The 16,813-nt window shown below is 50.0% G+C and carries 14 protein-coding genes; 12 read left to right on the top strand and 2 right to left on the bottom strand.

The window, feature by feature from the left end; genetic code table 11:
* The first annotated feature begins 1 nt into the window (after position 1).
* The 6 genes from WC980_01245 to WC980_01220 all read left to right on the top strand — a co-directional run bounded on the left by WC980_01245 (position 2) and on the right by WC980_01220 (position 5,426).
* Positions 2 to 1,033: a glycosyltransferase family 4 protein gene (locus tag WC980_01245; protein MFA5793685.1), complete on the top strand. Its 1,032-nt coding sequence runs from the start codon at positions 2 to 4 to the stop codon at positions 1,031 to 1,033.
* The gene (locus tag WC980_01240; protein ID MFA5793684.1) at positions 1,021 to 1,617 is read left to right on the top strand and encodes an isoprenylcysteine carboxylmethyltransferase family protein; all 597 of its coding nucleotides are present in this window, start codon (positions 1,021 to 1,023) and stop codon (positions 1,615 to 1,617) included. Before WC980_01245 ends, WC980_01240 begins: the two co-directional genes overlap by 13 nt.
* Positions 1,618 to 1,621: 4 nt before the next feature.
* Complete coding sequence (locus WC980_01235; GenBank protein MFA5793683.1) at positions 1,622 to 2,254, top strand: RIO1 family regulatory kinase/ATPase; 633 nt, start codon at positions 1,622 to 1,624, stop codon at positions 2,252 to 2,254.
* Positions 2,255 to 2,256: 2 nt separating this feature from the next.
* Positions 2,257 to 2,940 carry an isoprenylcysteine carboxylmethyltransferase family protein gene (locus WC980_01230; protein MFA5793682.1) on the top strand — a complete coding sequence of 228 codons (684 nt, stop codon included), beginning with the start codon at positions 2,257 to 2,259 and terminating at the stop codon, positions 2,938 to 2,940.
* A gap of 137 nt (positions 2,941 to 3,077) precedes the next feature.
* Entirely contained in the window at positions 3,078 to 4,394 is a 1,317-nt protein-coding gene (locus WC980_01225; GenBank protein MFA5793681.1) for a radical SAM protein, read from the top strand.
* A 225-nt stretch (positions 4,395 to 4,619) separates the two neighbouring features.
* Positions 4,620 to 5,426 (top strand): inositol monophosphatase family protein, encoded by an 807-nt coding sequence (locus tag WC980_01220; GenBank protein MFA5793680.1) that lies wholly within the window; start codon positions 4,620 to 4,622, stop codon positions 5,424 to 5,426.
* Between the two features lie 570 nt (positions 5,427 to 5,996).
* Here WC980_01220 and WC980_01215 read toward each other — a convergent pair.
* Positions 5,997 to 7,820 carry a DUF4272 domain-containing protein gene (locus tag WC980_01215; GenBank protein ID MFA5793679.1) on the bottom strand — a complete coding sequence of 608 codons (1,824 nt, stop codon included), beginning with the start codon at positions 7,818 to 7,820 and terminating at the stop codon, positions 5,997 to 5,999.
* Between the two features lie 284 nt (positions 7,821 to 8,104).
* Here WC980_01215 and WC980_01210 point away from each other — a divergent pair, with 284 nt between their 5' ends.
* From WC980_01210 to mutL, 3 genes are all read left to right on the top strand, one after another.
* Entirely contained in the window at positions 8,105 to 9,508 is a 1,404-nt protein-coding gene (locus WC980_01210; protein ID MFA5793678.1) for an FAD-binding oxidoreductase, read from the top strand.
* Between the two features lie 51 nt (positions 9,509 to 9,559).
* Complete coding sequence (locus WC980_01205; protein MFA5793677.1) at positions 9,560 to 10,822, top strand: (Fe-S)-binding protein; 1,263 nt, start codon at positions 9,560 to 9,562, stop codon at positions 10,820 to 10,822.
* A gap of 421 nt (positions 10,823 to 11,243) precedes the next feature.
* Complete coding sequence (gene mutL, locus WC980_01200; protein ID MFA5793676.1) at positions 11,244 to 13,007, top strand: DNA mismatch repair endonuclease MutL; 1,764 nt, start codon at positions 11,244 to 11,246, stop codon at positions 13,005 to 13,007.
* 6 nt (positions 13,008 to 13,013) lie between these two features.
* Here the strand turns inward: mutL and WC980_01195 are convergent, their stop codons facing one another.
* Positions 13,014 to 14,099 carry a HEAT repeat domain-containing protein gene (locus WC980_01195; GenBank protein MFA5793675.1) on the bottom strand — a complete coding sequence of 362 codons (1,086 nt, stop codon included), beginning with the start codon at positions 14,097 to 14,099 and terminating at the stop codon, positions 13,014 to 13,016.
* A gap of 12 nt (positions 14,100 to 14,111) precedes the next feature.
* Between WC980_01195 and WC980_01190 the strand changes: the two genes are divergently transcribed.
* From WC980_01190 to WC980_01180, 3 genes are all read left to right on the top strand, one after another.
* Entirely contained in the window at positions 14,112 to 15,503 is a 1,392-nt protein-coding gene (locus WC980_01190) for a pitrilysin family protein (GenBank protein MFA5793674.1), read from the top strand.
* Positions 15,504 to 15,613: 110 nt separating this feature from the next.
* A complete protein-coding gene (locus tag WC980_01185; protein ID MFA5793673.1) occupies positions 15,614 to 15,769 on the top strand; it encodes a DUF5679 domain-containing protein in 156 nt (51 codons plus the stop codon).
* A gap of 140 nt (positions 15,770 to 15,909) precedes the next feature.
* Complete coding sequence (locus WC980_01180; GenBank protein MFA5793672.1) at positions 15,910 to 16,812, top strand: hypothetical protein; 903 nt, start codon at positions 15,910 to 15,912, stop codon at positions 16,810 to 16,812.
* The last annotated feature ends 1 nt before the right edge of the window (position 16,813 follow it).

Below are 16,813 nucleotides of genomic sequence, written 5' to 3'. Positions count from 1 at the left end.
TATGCGCATAACATTTCTGGCGCCACATATTAAAATAAGCGGTGGGGTTAAGATTATCTGCGAATATGCCCGGCGGTTGGCCAGACTTAATCATAAAGTGACTCTGGTTGTCAAGCAGCCGCGCTTGAGCTGGTTGCGCAACGCGACTCATTCTTTAATTGATACGATTGGATGGATTGACCTCAAACCTGTCCGGATTATATTCGTGCCGTCTTTCGAGTCCGATTATATCCCTGATGCCGATATCATTATGGCCAGCTCCTGGAAAACTGCGGCCGAGCTTAATAACATCCCGGACTCCAAAGGGCGCAAATTTTACCTGATCCAGCATATGGAAGGCCTGGTTGAGCCGGCAGACCTGAAACAGGTCGAGGCCACCTATGCCATGCCTTTCCGGAAAATAGCCGTTTCCGGATGGCTTAGGGATGAGCTTAAGAATAAATACGGCCAGCCGTCAGATTACGTGCCTAATGCCATCGATGAGCAGGAATTCTTTCCGTCCGGTAAAACTTATGGGACCCTGCGGTTGGGCATGCTTTACCATACGGCTGATTGGAAAGGGCTGGCTGATGGCGTGGAAGCGATAAACAAGGCGTTTGAATCATTCCCTGATGTTAAGGTGGTATTATTCGGCGCCCGGAACCGAAGGCCGGCATTCAATCAGGCCGGATTCAAATACGATTATTTCCAAAACGCTGATGGTGCGGTATTGCGCAATATTTATTCTTCGTGCGATGTATTCATCTGCCCGAGCTGGTATGAAGGGTTCGGTCTGCCCGGACTCGAAGCCATGGCCTGCGGCACGGCGCTGGCGACTACCGACAACGGAGGTTGCCGTGATTATGCAATCCATAACCGGACGGCTCTTGTTTCTGCGCCAAAGAATCCGGCCGAATTAGCCGAAAGTATAATAAGGCTTCTAAAAGACCGGGATTTGCTCAAGAGTATCTCGGAAAACGGTTACCAGATGTCCCAAAAGTTCCGATGGGATAATTCCGTCAGTCAGATGGAAAGGATATTATGTCAAGTTTGAAGAAGCGGATTCAGAAGATTAATCTCAGGTTCTTATCTGTTCTGGCCATCTTCGGTGTGCTGGTCTGGTTCGCCGAGCCCGGATTGCCTAAGACAAAAAGCGGCATAGATTACCTGCCGTTCTTGGCCAGCGGCCTGGCTTTGGTGGCCATCGGCGAGATTATCCGCATCTGGGCCACTGGCCACCTGGAAAAGAACAAGTCGCTTACCACCAGCGGCCCTTATGCCTACATCAAGAACCCGATGTATGCCGGCACTTTCATCATTATGCTCGGCTGTAATATCCTGGCCATCAATCCTTATATTTATTACATACTGGCTATTGAGTTAGCCGCGTTCCTGTTCCAGTATGTGCCGGCCAAGAACCGTATAGAAAAGACACGCCTTCTGGAAAAGTTCGGCCAGGACTACGCCGACTATGATAAAAACGTGCCGGATTATATACCCCGCCGCCTGACGCCGTATGAAAAAAGAACCCTCAAGTCCTGGCAGTGGTCCGTGTTCCGGGGGAACCAGGAGATACAGGTGGGTATCGCGGTGCTTATCGGAACGGCCTTGATTGTCGGCAAGCCCTGGATATTATAAAATAATGGAATACAAGGTCATTGAAGTCATAAAGAAATCAACCCCATTTACCCCGGTGGTGAAGATAATCGACTACCGGGGCCGGAAAGCCGTGCTCAAGGATTATTCCGAATGCCCCGGCCTGACCCGGACCGTCTGGGGCAATACCCTTATCGGCAACGAAGTCGCGGTCATGAAGCATCTCCGCGGCATCAGCGGCATCCCGGTCCTGATTGACCGCACCGACTCCGGCCTGATAACAGAATATATCCAAGGCGAACCGCTGGGCCGGTTCAAAGAAAAACTGCCTTACGAAATAATACCTAGAATCGAGGCGCTTATCTCGGCCATCCACGCCAAAGGCGTGGTCCATCTTGACTTGGCCCAGAAACGCAATATCCTGGTCGGGCCGGATATGAAGCCTTACCTGATAGATTTTGCCAACGCCCTGTATTTCCGCCGGCGCGCCTTCGGTTTCAAGCAGATTTTTAATTATCTTTGCCTGATTGACCGGGCCAGCCTGCTCAAATTCAAGAACCGCTATTTCCCGGCCAAGATGACTAATGAAGACAAGAAATTCATGAAATGGTTCTGGCGGGTCAGGCGGCTCTGGATATTCAGCCGCAAGAACTACCGGCCGTCGGACGATATTAAATAGATATGAAATTCAAGCTCCGGACCAATGTCCGCAAGTTATTCATCCTGTCCCTGCTGGTCTGGTCTTATCCCAGCGTTACCTCGCTGGTAATCGGCGGGGCGCTCATATTCGTCGGACAGGTCATACACTTCATCTCGTCCGGTTACCTGGTCAAGCAGGAACAGCTCATCACCGCCGGGCCGTACCGGTTTGTCCGCAACCCGTTTTACTTCGCCAATATCCTGCTCGATGCCGGGCTTTGCATCATCTCGCTCAATATTTATATCACCGTTGCCTATATGGTTATTTTCTATTTGGGCGTCATCAACTGGCGCATCCGCAAGGAGGAAACATTCCTGCGCCAGCGTTTCGGAGCGGATTATGACGCCTACTGCCAAAAAGTGCCGCGCATCATCCCGCGCCTGTGGCCGAGCAATATCCCGGCCAACGGGCAGTTCAGCTGGGTCCAGATAACCAAGCACCTGGAACAGTGGCGGTTTCTCAGGGTGATGAGCCTGATAATATTCTTCTATCTTAGATTGGTAACAATGAACAGCCTGCCCCAGGTCTGGCAGTTGACCCGGCCTAATATCGACAAATCATACGCCATCCTCAGCCAGCCAATAAATATCGGGCTGGCTGCAGTATTACTGCTGATAATGTTCGTTCCTCCCTTATGGGTGTTTGTCATAAAAAGAAACCGCTGATTCATCTGATTTCACGGTAAAGTTTTATTAATATACCACGAAAACTCGAAATTTAGTGCTTTCTTACTTTCGTGCCTTCGTGGTAAGATTGAAATCAGTGATTTCAGTGTTCTTAGTGGTTGTATTTGGATTAATCTATGATTCTTCTGGTCAATCCCTGGATACACGACTTCGCCGCCTATGACCTGTGGATGAAGCCGCTTGGCCTTTTGTATCTGGGCGGATTCCTGGAGCAGCGCGGTTACCCAATCAGCCTGATTGATTGCCTGGCCGAGGGCGTAGAGTCTTCCGGCCCGTATAACTGCGGCCATTTCCGGAGCCAGGTAATCGCCAAGCCGGACTGTTTTTCCGGGATACCGCGCAAGTACAAACGTTACGGCATCACGCCCGCGGAATTAGCCGGCCGGCTCAAGGCATTGCCGTCCGAACCGGACCTGGTTCTGGTCACCTCGATGATGACCTACTGGTACACCGGCGTGGCTGAGATCATCGCTGTTATCCGGAAAGCCTATCCGAAATCGCCCATAGCTTTGGGCGGGGTATATGCCACGCTCTGCGCCGAACACGCCCGCCGGAACTCCGGGGCTGATTATGTCATCACCGGGCCGGGCGAGGAGCAGGTCCTGGAATTAGTTAAGACAATCGGAATAAATCCCGTATCCAATACTCCAAATACAGAATCCTATCCGGCCTATCATCTTTATCCGGGATTGAAATCCGCGGCGATGATTACCTCGCGCGGATGCCCGTTCCGCTGTTCATACTGCGCCAGCGCAGAGCTTAACGACGGCTATACTTGCCGGGAACCCAGTCAGGTAATCGATGAAATAAATTATTATATTTCGGATTTGGGCGTTGAGGATATCGCCTTTTACGATGACGCCCTGTTGTTCGACAGCCATAAGCATATCGAACCGATTATTGACGGCATCATCAGCCGGGGGCTTAACCAAAAAGCGCGTTTCCATACGCCCAACGGGTTGCATATAAGTTTGATAGACAAACAGCTGGCCGGCAAGTTATGCCGGGCCGGATTCAAGACCATCAGGCTCGGGTTCGAGAGCGTCAGTCGGCAGGAAGATTCGTCGCGCAAGACCGCTTCGGCCGACCTGCCCCGGACGCTGGGCTATCTTTACCAATCCGGATTCAAGCCGGTTGATGTCGGCGTTTATGTCCTGATGGGACTGCCCGGCCAGGCGCTCGAGGAAGTGGACCAAAGCATCGAGTTCGTCCATAAAAGCGGCGGGATAATCAAGATGGCCCAATACGCCCCGGTTCCCGGCACGCCAGATTTCCTCAAGGCGGCCAAAGAACTTCCTCAGATAACTGCCGAACCGCTCCTGCACAACAAATCGGTTTACTCCTGCCGTATGCCCGGCGTTGGTTTTGATGATTTAGAGGCTATCAAAGACAAGGCAAAACAGCTCAACAGCCGGTTAAAACCTAATACTTAAAATACAACCACTGAGAACACTGAAATCACTGATTTTCAATCTTACCACGAAGGCACGAAAGTAAGAAAACACTAAATTTTGTGTTTTGGTTATTTCGAGTTTTCGTGGTATATTAATGAAACAATCAGTGTTCTTAGTGCACTTAGTGGTTTAATATGGCGAAGACGGGTAATAAGATTGTTTTGACAGTCCGGCCCTAAGAGGGTATTATTAAAATAACTTTATATGATGAACGAATATCTCCAATTTGCCAGGGTTCTTGCCCGTCGGGCTGGGCGGTTAATACACAGTCTCGAAGGCAGATGTTCTGCCAAAACCAAGTCCACCGAGCTTGACCTGGTCACCAAAGCCGACAAGCTCTCCGAGAAGCTGATTATCAGCGCCATCCGCAAGCGCTTTCCACAGCACCAAATCTTGTCCGAAGAAGACGCTGGTTCGATAAGGCGTTATAATTCAGAATTTATAACTCATAATTCATCATTATGTTGGGTCATCGACCCTTTGGACGGCACTACAAACTTCTCGCACTCATTCCCGTTCTATTGCGTGTCCATAGCCCTGGTGCAAGGCCAGACGCCGCTTATCGGCGCGGTCTATAGTCCGGCCCTGGACGAGTTATTCTCAGCCGTCAAAGGAAAGGGCGCGTGGCTTAATGATGGAAGAATAAAGGTATCAAAGGTCAAACGCCTGACCAGCGGCATGCTCTGCACCGGGTTTCCTTACATTATAAGACAGAAGCCTGGTGATAACTTTAGGAACTTCCAACGCTTCTGCCTGACGGCCCAGGCGGTGCGCCGGGCTGGGGCGGCCGCTTTGGATTTATGCTATTTAGCTATGGGTCGGCTGGACGGGTTCTGGGAACGGGAATTAAAGCCCTGGGATACGGCGGCCGGAGCGCTTATCGCGCAGGAGGCCGGCGGCAAGGTCAGCGACTTCAAGGGCGGGCCGTTCCGGTTGTTTGGCAAGAGAGAGATTCTTGCCTCCAACGGATTGATACATAACGAGATGGTCCGGGTCATAAATAGGGGGTAGGTAAGATGCAAGGTATATATAACCACCTTACAAGGTATGTATAACCACCTCACAAGGTATATATAACCACCTCACAAGGTATATATAACCACCTCACAAGGTATATATAACCACCTCACAAGGTATGTAGTATCCGGGGGGAGGGGGTATAGTATGGGGGGGATACCCCCCCCTGGCTGGAAGTGCGTTATATTCGTTTTTGAGGTGGAATAGGGCGGGTTTGAGAAAATGATGCTCTTAAATGGGCTTAATTACTTGGTTTATCCGGGCCCCAAGAGCAATATGATGTCATATTGCTCTTATGTTATATCACACAGCTCTTATGTTATATCACACAGCTCTTATGTTATATCACACAGCTCTTATGTTATATCACATAGCTCCGGTGTTGACTAACACAGCTCCTATATAATACTCTCCAAGGCTAAAAGAGGGTTATTTTTAGAAAATAACGCCTTGGAATGGCTATAAAAACAGCGTTTGCCGAATGCGGGACTGTCCCCAAGGGCTCTTGCCGAATGCGGGACTGTCCCCAAGGGCTCTCGAATGCGGGACTGTCCCCAAGGGCTCTTAGGTATCGCTTGGCATATCATCCCAGTCGTTAGAAACGCCAATCGTCCAATCCAATGCTCTTCTTCTTTCCCAGATTACCCCTTCTCCAACTAACCCCTTTTTGCCATCTATACGGCATTGTTGCTCATACCAATGTAAGCAGTAATGAAAATCCGCTTCTTGTTGTATTTCTTCAAGGCTCCTCATTTCCTTGTTCTTCATGAATTCATCCGGCGTATGGCCTGGAACGGTTAAATCAGCCAGATTATCAGGGCAGGTTTTAGTGCAATCCAGTTCAACAATCTTCAGACACCAAGCAAATGCATAAACGCACTCGGCCAGCCACATAAAATTTGTCTTGTCCTGTTTTGTTATACTACCCGGATTTTTAAGGCACTTGGCCTGGAACTGACTGACATATGGCCAAAGTTTGTATTTATCTATACTGGCAATCAAATCATCTGTTTTATCAGTGTACCCCATGCCAATGACATATCCAAAGGCGCATATTTTGCCTATTACCTCATCCTTACTTCTAGGATTCAACTCCGAATTATTCTCGATTAAAGGTAGGTGTCCGGGAATTTTGATACCAAACTTGCTCAGTCGTTGAATGCTCGCTTGGCGGTATTTATTTCTGCCTGTAAAGATTTTTTGTCCCTGGGTTGCAGCATCTCCGCCGGTAGAAACGGTCCCTTTGCTAACGATTTTATTTTTTAGTTTAATTGTATATGTATGCGATACCTTATCAAGGATAGATTGGTCTTCATGCCGGTCTATGTTTTCGTATGCCGCAAAAAGAGCAAATTGAGGAGCGCTTAAAAATATTCGGTAAAACGGGGCTATAAAAGATAATTTAGACCCATACATCGGAACAACTCTTATTCTCATTAACTTTGTTCCAATGGTTTGTCCTGTTTTTCGGAATATTTTATGCCATACAATATACCATACAATCAAGGTAAATGCGGAAATTGTATCGTATGGCTCAGGCGCTAGTGTACAAATTAATGCTAATAATAAAAATGTGCTGAAATCAATGCATAAGGAAAAAAACCTTTGTGCATAAGTTGAGTTCTCCTGGATTTCATTATCGAAAAATATCATACAGCTATTTTTCTGTTTTAAGTATCTAATAGCCTTGAATTCCTTCCATAGAATATCTTCCGACCCATCCCAAAACGCATATGGATATTTAGTCACTTTGCCACCTAATTGTAGTAAGGTGCCAAAATCGGTCATTCTATTTTCCTCTGAACCAAAATACTCATCATTTCCGGTGACTGCGCCATCATTACCTAAAGAACCCGTATCAAATTCATTCCACCAGCCGGCATTTAAAATGTTTTTTAATTGCTCCATTGTTACGCCTTGAGGTAAAATTGGTTGAAACTCTTCCGGCGTATGCCTTTGTTCTTTTACCTTAGCATTACTGAGTCGCGCATCCTCAAAGTACTGAGGATAACTGTTATACCCGTCTTTGGGGACTCCCTTATAATCTAAATTGTAGAAGAAGATATCACTATCGTGGACACTTAACGCTAATGAGTATGTGGATAATGTTTTGCTTAACATGTTGGCAAGGCCGCTTCCATATGGTTCGGTAGTTACAAGTGGCGACTCAATAATGGTTACCCAATTACCTTGTTTAGGCGAAACTAAGTAGTACTTGCCATCGTTCATCCATTTTTTGTGGTCGGGGAGTGTGGAAGGACCACTTTGGGGAATAGACAATAATTCACTCCTGCGATACCCTGACTCACTCATACGCTTATCAATTTCTTTGATTACCTGGTTTTGCTCAACATCTCGTAAATGAATTATTGACGCAAATAAACCCATATTTAGCCTCCATCATTATTATTTGGGTTGGAAACACACCCGTTCGCGTCTATTTCCTTTTGCCTGATTTTATTTTCCTTAAATCATATTAAGTCATTTTATCCGGAAGTGTCAATTTATTTGGCCAGAACTCAACTTTAATTATCCGTGGGCTGTTAGAATGCAGTGAGTTATTAGCCCAGGATACTTGGCAGTAATTCTGGCGCCAAAGACGCCATCAAACTGCCAGAGTATACTTTCTTAAATGTCTTGATTTATACATAATCCTAAGTAAACTAATTAATATGTACGACAAACTAAGAAAAATAATCTCGGCGGAACGGATTTCCAGGTTGCCTGAGGACCGGTTAGCCGCGTCTTACGACGCCTCCAAACTCCAGCATCTGCCGGACATAGTTGTTAAGCCGCTTAATGCCGCCGAGATATCCGATGTCCTTAAGATTGCCTCGGAGCACGCTACCCCGGTCTACCCGCGGGGTGCGGCCAGTTCCGTTACCGGCTCGGCCGTGCCGGTCAAGGGCGGGATTGTCATAGACCTGTCTTTAATGAACCGTATCATAGAGATTAATCCGGTTAACTTCACGGCCGTGGTTGAGCCGGGTGTGGTCTGCGCTGATTTTCAGAAGGCGGTCAGCCGGCACGGCCTGTTTTACCCGCCTGACCCGGCCAGCGCCGATTTCTGCACCCTGGGCGGCAATGTTGCCTGCGGCGCCGGAGGCCTGCGCTGTATCAAATACGGCACCACCAGGGATTACGTGCTTGGGCTGGAAGCTGTCCTGCCCAGCGGTCAAATCATCCATACCGGACGCAAGACGCTCAAGCGCTCGACCGGCTACGACCTGGCCCGCCTGTTTATCGGTTCCGAGGGAACCCTGGGCATCATCACCCAGATAATCCTGCGGCTGGTGCCCAAACCGCAGTCCGAGGCGACTTTCTTTATATTTTACGATAATGAACCGGCGGCCGTAAAGCTGGGGTTGGATACGCTGGCCAAACGGATATTGCCCCGGGCCATAGAGTTTATGGACGCTTCATCGCTCAAGGCGGTTACAGCATATCTTAAAGATATTGATTTTGGTAAATCCGAAATCCGAAATCCGAAATCCGAAATTGGGAGCGGGATTTTGATAGAGCTGGACGGCGACCCGAACGACTTGGCCGGCCAAGCCAAGGCGCTGGAGGAATTAATCAGCCAGTCAAGGCCGGGCAAGATGCTCCGGGCAAACGGCCCGGAAGAAGCCAAATCGCTCTGGGCCATCCGCAAGGCCGTTTCTCCGGCGCTTTATTCCATCACCGCCCAGAAGGCCAGTGAGGACATCTGCGTGCCGCGTGACCAAATCACCCATATCCTGGCCGTGATTAAGTCCATAGAATCAAAATACGGAATCCCCATTGCCACCTTCGGCCATCTGGGCGACGGCAACCTGCACGTTAATTTCCTTATCTCTAACGAGGCACACAAAACATCGTTGGAAAAGGCGTTGGACGAACTCTTTACCGAGACCGTTAAGTGCGGCGGAACGCTTTCAGGCGAGCACGGCATCGGGCTGACCAAGTCGCGTTTCCTGGCGCTGGAGCTGAGCGCCGCCGAGATAGAGCTGATGAAGCAGTTGAAAACACTCTTTGACCCCAAGGGGATAATGAATTCCGGCAAAATATTCCCCGCTGAAACCACGAATGCACACTAATAAACACGAATAATTTAGTGTTAATTCGAGTTTATTCGTGGCTAATTAATAATGAGATTAGACCCTCAAGTTTTAGAACAGTGCGCTAAATGCGGCCAGTGCCGGTCGGTCTGCCCGGTATTCGCCGCGCTTAAAGATGAAGCCCTGGTGGCACGCGGACGCATTGCCTTCCTTAAGGAACAACTGCCCATCCATTCCAGCCGGTCCCGTGAGATTATCAACTCCTGCCTGATGTGCCTGCGCTGTGAGGATAATTGCCCGTCATTGGTTGAGACCGGCAAGGCCTTCAAGTCCGGCCGGGCCCGGGCGGTCCGTCAAAAGGGACTGCCTCTGCCGGTATGGCTCGGGTTTAACTGGATTCTGCCGCACCGCTGGCTCTATGACCTGTCGATTTGGGTAATGAGTCGGATTATTCCTATTTGGAAATTTGTAGGGGCAACCCTTGCGGTTGCCCGAAATAAGGCAGGCGCGAGGCCTGCCTCTACAGGGTATGCCCGTCCGCCGCTCCGGCACCTGCCTCTGGCGCTGGGCGAGCTGACTGCCAAGATACCGCGGCTGGCTAAGAAACCGGCGCTGGATTCATATTTGCCACAGAGCCACAGAGGCAATAAGCCAAAGGTGGCTATATTCGTCGGATGTGCCATAAATTATATCTACCCTGAAGTGCTGGGCGATATCATCAAGGTGCTGGATAAGATGGGCGTGTATTACTATATTCCGCAGGACCAGTTATGCTGCGGACTGCCGGCATTGCTTTCGGGTGATGTCCGGACCGCCCGGAAGCTGGCCCAACATAATATCAAAGCGCTTAAGGACGCTGACATCGTCCTGACCGCTTGCGCTACCTGCGGCCGGATGCTTAAAACGGAGTATCCTTTGTTACTAGCTACGGAGGCTCAGAGGACACAGAGCCATCCTGAGATAATGGATGTGATGGAATTCTGCCTGGCTGAGAATAGAATTAATTACTCCAAACCCAGCGCTCCGAACTCTACATTATACCACGAGCCTTGCCATTCCACCTGGAATAATTCGCCGGAGATGATAAGGTCGTTCCTGCGCAAGGAAACTGCCTATCGTGAATCCGAGGCCGACCTGTGCTGCGGCGGGGGCGGGTTGTTCGGTTTTAAGTATCCGGAGCTGTCCCGGCGCATCGGCCAAGCCCGGCTGGACGGTATTGTCAAATCCAATCCCGATGTTGTGGTCACCAACTGCCCGGGCTGTATGATGCAATTGGAATACCTGCTCGGTTCGGCTGATAAGGGCCGGGTCAAGGTCCGCCACGCCATTAGCGTATTGGCTGATACTGTTTAAGAAATCCGCCATATTAAACCACTGAGGGCACTGAGAACACTGATTATTTTATTAATATACCACGAAAACTCGAAACAGTACTCTGGCAGTTTGAGTGTTAGCGAATTATACTCCAGCAGTTTGAACGTTAGTGAATTACTGCTGGGTATCCTCGGCTGTAACGCTCCTTTGTCGCTAACAGCCGATGGACTGCTAGGTATAGTCGGCTGATAACTCACTATGTTCTAACAGCCAAACTATCAAAACACGAAATTTAGTGCTTTCTTACTTTCGTGTCTTCGTGGTAAAATTAAAAATCAGTAGTTTTAGTGGTTATATTTGAAGTATTCGGGTGTAGGAAATTTGGTTGACATAAGCGGTCTACTAATCTAAATTAATACTTGATTAAAATCAGATAAATCAGCTTAATCTGCTTACAAAAATGGATTCAAATAGGATAAAAGTATTATCACAGCTGCTGGCAGACAAAATAGCGGCTGGTGAGGTTATCGAGCGCCCGGCCTCGGTGGTCAAGGAGTTGATAGAGAACTCGCTCGACGCCGGCGCCCGGTCCATCGAGGTCTATGTCGAAGAGGGCGGCAAGCGGGTCATCCGCATCACCGATGACGGACGGGGTATCCTGCCGGACGACCTGCCGCTGGTATTCAAACAGCATTCGACCAGCAAGATAGATACCGAGGAAGACCTGTTTGCCGTCCGGACATTCGGGTTTCGGGGCGAGGCGCTGGCCAGCATCGGCGCCATCGGGCAGGTCAGGCTGGTGTCCCGGACGGCTGACCGGACCGAGGCATACGAGATTACCGCATCAGGCGGACAGGTGACCGAACCCAAGCCGACAGCCGGCGCGCCCGGCACAAGCATCACCGTGGAGAACATATTTTTCAATACCCCGGCCCGGCGCCGGTTCCTCAAAAGCCCGCCCGTGGAGCTGGGGCATATCACCGACGCGGTCACCCGTTTTGCACTGTCGCACCCGGAGGTGCGCTTTTTGCTCAAGCATCAGGATAAGCAGTTAATCAACCTGCCGGCGACCGATGATTTGATGGAGCGCATCAGGCAGTTTTTCGGCACTGACACGGCCGGCCAGCTGGAATACGTCGAATACCGGTCCGAAGGCCTAAGCATCAGGGCGTATATGTCGCGCCCGGAATATAACCGGCCTAATTCCAAATACCAGTTCTATTACGTAAACCGCCGTTACATCCGCGACCGAGTCATCAGCCGGGCTATCGGGCAGTCGTATTATTCGCTGATACCGTCCGGCCAGTACCCGTTCGTGGTCTTGTTTATCGATATCGACCCGTCGCAGGTGGACGTTAACGCCCACCCGACCAAGATAGAGGTGCGTTTCCGCAACGCCTGGCAGCTACACGACCGGATTATCTCGACTATCAGGGGCAAACTGGTTGGCGAGACACAGACACATCAGACAAATGATGGCCGGCCTTTAGAGGGGATTAACACCATAGAGCCGGGCGGCGTGATACCTCAGGAATCAGTACAGAGCGGGACAATGAAAGCGATGATGGATTTTTTCGGAGGCAAGGATGTTGGTCAGCCGGTTAGTTCATATCCGGACACAGAGACCAGCGGGCAAGAGAATCGATGGACCGCTCGGCTGCCTTTCATACAAATCCACAACTCTTACATTATAATGGAAGTCCCGGACGGCATGGCCATAATAGACCAGCACGCCCTGCACGAGCGCCTGCTTTATACGGCGTTTATGGAACAGTTCTCGGCCGGCAGCGTCCTAAAACAGCGGTTATTGCTGCCGCAGTCGGTCGAGCTGACCCATAAGCAGTTCCTGCTGGTCCGCGAGGCGGCGGAGTATCTGAAGGATATCGGGCTGGAGGTCGAGGAGTTCGGCAGGAATACCGTTCGGATACTGGCCGTGCCGGCGTTGCTGACAAAGATTGATATGGCCGAGTTTATCAAATCACTGCTGGACGAGCTGGCTGATGATGACATATCAAAATCAGACCGAACCAAGGTCCTGGACAAGATGGTCAAGATGATGGCCTGCAAGGCGGCCATCAAGGCCGGCGACCCGATGTCCGGGCAAGAGATAAAAGCTCTGTTGGATTTGGCTGAAAAGAGCGGCTACAAAGCCACCTGTCCGCACGGCCGCCCGGCCATATATAAGCTGACTAAAGACCAGATAGGCAAGTTCTTTAAGAGGTAGGATATTTTACTTATTCTCCACGCTTAAGGCCTGGAGCGCTTTTTGGGCCCGGGTTATCAGGTCGTCGTCGTGGATATCCAGCAGGGCTTTGATATCGGCGATGTTTTCCTTTGGCACCTGGTCTTTCTGCTTTAACGCCACCAGCGCTATCCCGGCGATGCCGCGCAATTGCTGGCTTTTATCCTTGAGCAAAGCTATCAGGTCCGGTATGGCGTCTTTGGCGTTCATATCGCCCAGGGCCAGGGCGGCCATGCTCCGGACAAAGGCGTCGGTCTTGAGAATATTCAAGAGGTCGGGGATGGCCTCGCGGGCGTTGAGTTTGCCCAGCGCCCGGACCACGGTTTTCCTGATATCGACATCGCGGTCGGACAGTAGCTTTATCATATCGGGCACCATATCGCGCGCGCCCAGGTCGCCCAGCGCCCCCAGCGCTGCCTGGCGGATGGTGGCGTGCTCTTCCGGGTTCTTGGCCAGCTTGGTTATCTTCATGGTTGATTCCTTGGCGCCTAATTTACCCAAGGCGTAAACAACGTTACGTTTCATGAGCGTATCGATGTTCTTATCATCGAGCATCTTGGTCAGTTCGGTATTGTAGTCCTTGACGCCCATCTTTGACAGGGCGTTGACGGCGGCCTTTTTCATGTCCTCGGACATCTCTTCCTTAAAGAGTTTGTAGAGTTCCGGGCTGAACTTCTGTGATTTTAGCTGTCCCATCACGGACATGGCGGCCAGTTTGACCTCGTAGTCATCGTCTTTAAGCAGTTTTATCAGGTCGTTGACAGAATCTTTGTCTTTGGCATCCATATCGCCCAGCGCCCGGACCGCAGCCACGCGCACATCGATTATCTTTTCCGAGAATATCAGTTTTCGGATATCCGGCGCTGATTCCTTGGCGTCCATCTCGCCCAGCGATTTTGCGGCCGATACCCGGACGTCGGTATCGCGGTCGCTGAGTTGCTTGACCAGCTCCTTGATTTTGGCTTCGCGCTCGGCCTTGGGGTCGGGTTTGGCCGGCGCTTTTTTCTCCTCGGCCAGGATAAGCCCGGGCCAGAGGAATATCATAACTATCAGGATTGATAATAATTGTTTCATCGAGGACAGCATATGAATAATAGTGCGGGTGTCAATGATTTTATCGCCGCGGACAGTAAAGACCTTATTTTCTGGACAGTCCGGTCCGTATGTGATACCAAATTGAATATGTTTACGACCATTAAAGACATCCTGCCCGGAGTGACCCTGCATCTTCATCCGACGGATAAGTTTAAGACCATCGTGGCCAAGCTTTTCGTCCGCCAGCCGCTGGTTAATAGCTTTGAGGCGACCCTGAACGCCATGCTCTTGAGGGTGATGTCGCGCGGTTCCGGTAAATTCCCCTCGATGCGCAAGATGAGCGTATTTATGGAGTCGCTTTACGGCGCCTCATTCGGCAGCGATATCTCCAAGATAGGCGAATACTCCATCCTGGAATATTACATCGAGTTCCTCAGCCCGAGTTTTGTCCAGTCGCGCGTTTTACGCTCCAAGATGACCCAGAAGGCGTTTGGGTTCATTAAGGATATGCTTCTTAACCCGCTGACTGAAGGCAAGAAGCTCCGGCCGGATTACTGCAAACAGGAACAGCAGCAGCTCAAGGACTTTATCGAGGGCTTGTTCGACGACAAGATGTCCTTTGCCGAGGAGCGCTGCACCCAGGAGATGTGTAAGACTGAGCCGTACGGGATATTCGAATACGGCACGATTGAAGACATTGCCCGGGTAACCCCGGAGTTATTATACCAACACCACCGCAAGGTATTGGTTAGCGCGCCCATAGAGATATTCGCGGTCGGGCAGTTTAAGCCGGAACAGCTGGCCAAGGCCGTGGTTTCTATTCTCAAGCCGTTCAAATCGCTTCATAAGGATATTAAAGATACCAAAATAACAATCAAGAACCCGCCGGCGCCGGCCGAGCCGCGGGTCATCAAGGAGAATCAGCCGATTGACCAGGGCAAGCTGGTTATGGGATTGAGGACGGATACGACCTGGAAGGACGACGATGTATTTAATCTTATGGTGGCCAATGGCGTGTTGGGCGGATTCCCGCATTCCAAACTATTCCGCAATGTCAGGGAAAAGGCCGGGCTGGCTTATTTCGTCTTTTCCATAATCGAACGGACCAAGGGATTGATGATGATCAAGGCCGGCATTAACCATGACAAGTTCGATCAGGCTGTAGCCATCATTAAGGAGCAGATTGAGGCATTGAAGCAGGCAGACATTCCGGACAAGGAGTTGTCCGACACCAAGAAGTCCATTATCACCCGCCTAAAATCGGTTGAAGACACGGCATCGGCCATGATTAATTTTTACCAGGAGCTTATCCTGAACGGCCGGACCGGTATTTCCATCAAGGATATCATCGGGCGGATTGACGCTGTCAGCAAGGATGACGTGGCCGCGGCGGCCCGGAAACTCAAATTAGACACGATATATTTCTTGACTTCGAATAAATAATCAGTAATTTGGGGGCCTTAATAGTTTATAGTTCAGAAATGTCGGTATTCCGTCCCCGCGGTAATAAGCCGCGGCGCCGGTTAACTGACAGCAAGTAAAGGAGCGCGAATATGGCGACAGAAAAAGGTTATTGCGTGAAATGCAAGGCTAAAAGAGACATCAAGGACGCCAAAGTGGTGACGATGAAGAACAAGAGACAGGCTATGAAGGGCAAATGCCCGACCTGCGGCACAGGCATGTTCAGAATCATGGGCAAGGCCAAGTAATTTAAGGATAAATACCCTAAGACCATCATCAGGGCGCGGCCTCCGGCATAATGCCGGAGGCGCCCCTGCTATCAAGATTCTTCCCGGAACGGAATTATTGCCTTTATTAATTAAACTATTCATTTTGTGAAGGAGCGATTATGAGTTATTCCAAGATGCCGATGTATATCTTTGTCACGCTCTTGAGCCTGGTGTTGACGTTTGCCTGCTATGAGATGTTGGCCAAACGCAAGCCGGATATGGCCGTCAAGGGCGACCTGAAAGTGGTTTATAACCACTACAAGGAAGAGGACGCGGGTTACCAGTACCGCTTCTTCATCAACGCCTCGACCCAGAAGGGGCAGATACCGCTGGATGGCGCCAAGGTTTACTGGCTTAAGGACGAGGAATTCAAGGCCAAGTATCCCAATATCCAGAAATCTGATTTCAAGATTGAATTAATGAGCCCGACCGAAAAGGGCAGGTTTTATGCGCACCAGCTGCCGACTATGGAAAAGAACCACAAAACATATTTCTTTATCGAGGTTACGGACAGCCAGAATAACGTGGTTGTTATGCCCGAGAGCTTCCTGACCACCAAGGTGCCTTATCACGTGTCGTTTAAACAGGATCCAAATACCTTTGGTTTGACCGTGCATATCCTGCTGATGATTGTGGCGTTGTTCTTCTTGTTACACGGGTTCTATTATGCCTTCAATTATCTGTGGAACAAGGTTGACTGGAGCTTCAATAAGGCGGTTTCCGGTATCGCTTGGGGTCTTTTATGTTATGGTATTTCGGCATTCCCACTGGGCATCTGGATCGAGTACGAAAAGTACGGGACATACTGGACCGGTTTCCCGCTGGGTTGGGATATGACCGACAGCAAGACGCTGTTTAATTTTGCTTATTGGTTTGTTGTAATAATCCTGGTAAAGGGTTCGGTCTTTTCCAATAACCCCCAGAAGAACCTGGTCAGCTACAAGACTTTTGCCTGGCTGACCGTGCTGGGCGGAATTCTGACTATGGTTGTCAGGTTTGCAATAGGGCATGGTGATATTTAAT

This window comes from Candidatus Brocadiia bacterium (assembly GCA_041658285.1).
In the GTDB taxonomy this organism is placed as follows: Bacteria; Planctomycetota; MHYJ01; order JACQXL01; family JACQXL01; genus JBBAAP01.
This window is presented reverse-complemented; position numbering and strand designations above follow the sequence as displayed.

Coding starts and splice junctions, on each gene's coding strand:
- WC980_01245 (MFA5793685.1), top strand. CDS start 2: ATGCGCATAACATTTCTGGCGCCACATATTAAAATAAGCGGTGGGGTT.
- WC980_01240 (MFA5793684.1), top strand. CDS start 1,021: ATGTCAAGTTTGAAGAAGCGGATTCAGAAGATTAATCTCAGGTTCTTA.
- WC980_01235 (MFA5793683.1), top strand. CDS start 1,622: ATGGAATACAAGGTCATTGAAGTCATAAAGAAATCAACCCCATTTACC.
- WC980_01230 (MFA5793682.1), top strand. CDS start 2,257: ATGAAATTCAAGCTCCGGACCAATGTCCGCAAGTTATTCATCCTGTCC.
- WC980_01225 (MFA5793681.1), top strand. CDS start 3,078: ATGATTCTTCTGGTCAATCCCTGGATACACGACTTCGCCGCCTATGAC.
- WC980_01220 (MFA5793680.1), top strand. CDS start 4,620: ATGATGAACGAATATCTCCAATTTGCCAGGGTTCTTGCCCGTCGGGCT.
- WC980_01215 (MFA5793679.1), bottom strand. CDS start 7,820: ATGGGTTTATTTGCGTCAATAATTCATTTACGAGATGTTGAGCAAAAC.
- WC980_01210 (MFA5793678.1), top strand. CDS start 8,105: ATGTACGACAAACTAAGAAAAATAATCTCGGCGGAACGGATTTCCAGG.
- WC980_01205 (MFA5793677.1), top strand. CDS start 9,560: ATGAGATTAGACCCTCAAGTTTTAGAACAGTGCGCTAAATGCGGCCAG.
- mutL (MFA5793676.1), top strand. CDS start 11,244: ATGGATTCAAATAGGATAAAAGTATTATCACAGCTGCTGGCAGACAAA.
- WC980_01195 (MFA5793675.1), bottom strand. CDS start 14,099: ATGAAACAATTATTATCAATCCTGATAGTTATGATATTCCTCTGGCCC.
- WC980_01190 (MFA5793674.1), top strand. CDS start 14,112: ATGAATAATAGTGCGGGTGTCAATGATTTTATCGCCGCGGACAGTAAA.
- WC980_01185 (MFA5793673.1), top strand. CDS start 15,614: ATGGCGACAGAAAAAGGTTATTGCGTGAAATGCAAGGCTAAAAGAGAC.
- WC980_01180 (MFA5793672.1), top strand. CDS start 15,910: ATGAGTTATTCCAAGATGCCGATGTATATCTTTGTCACGCTCTTGAGC.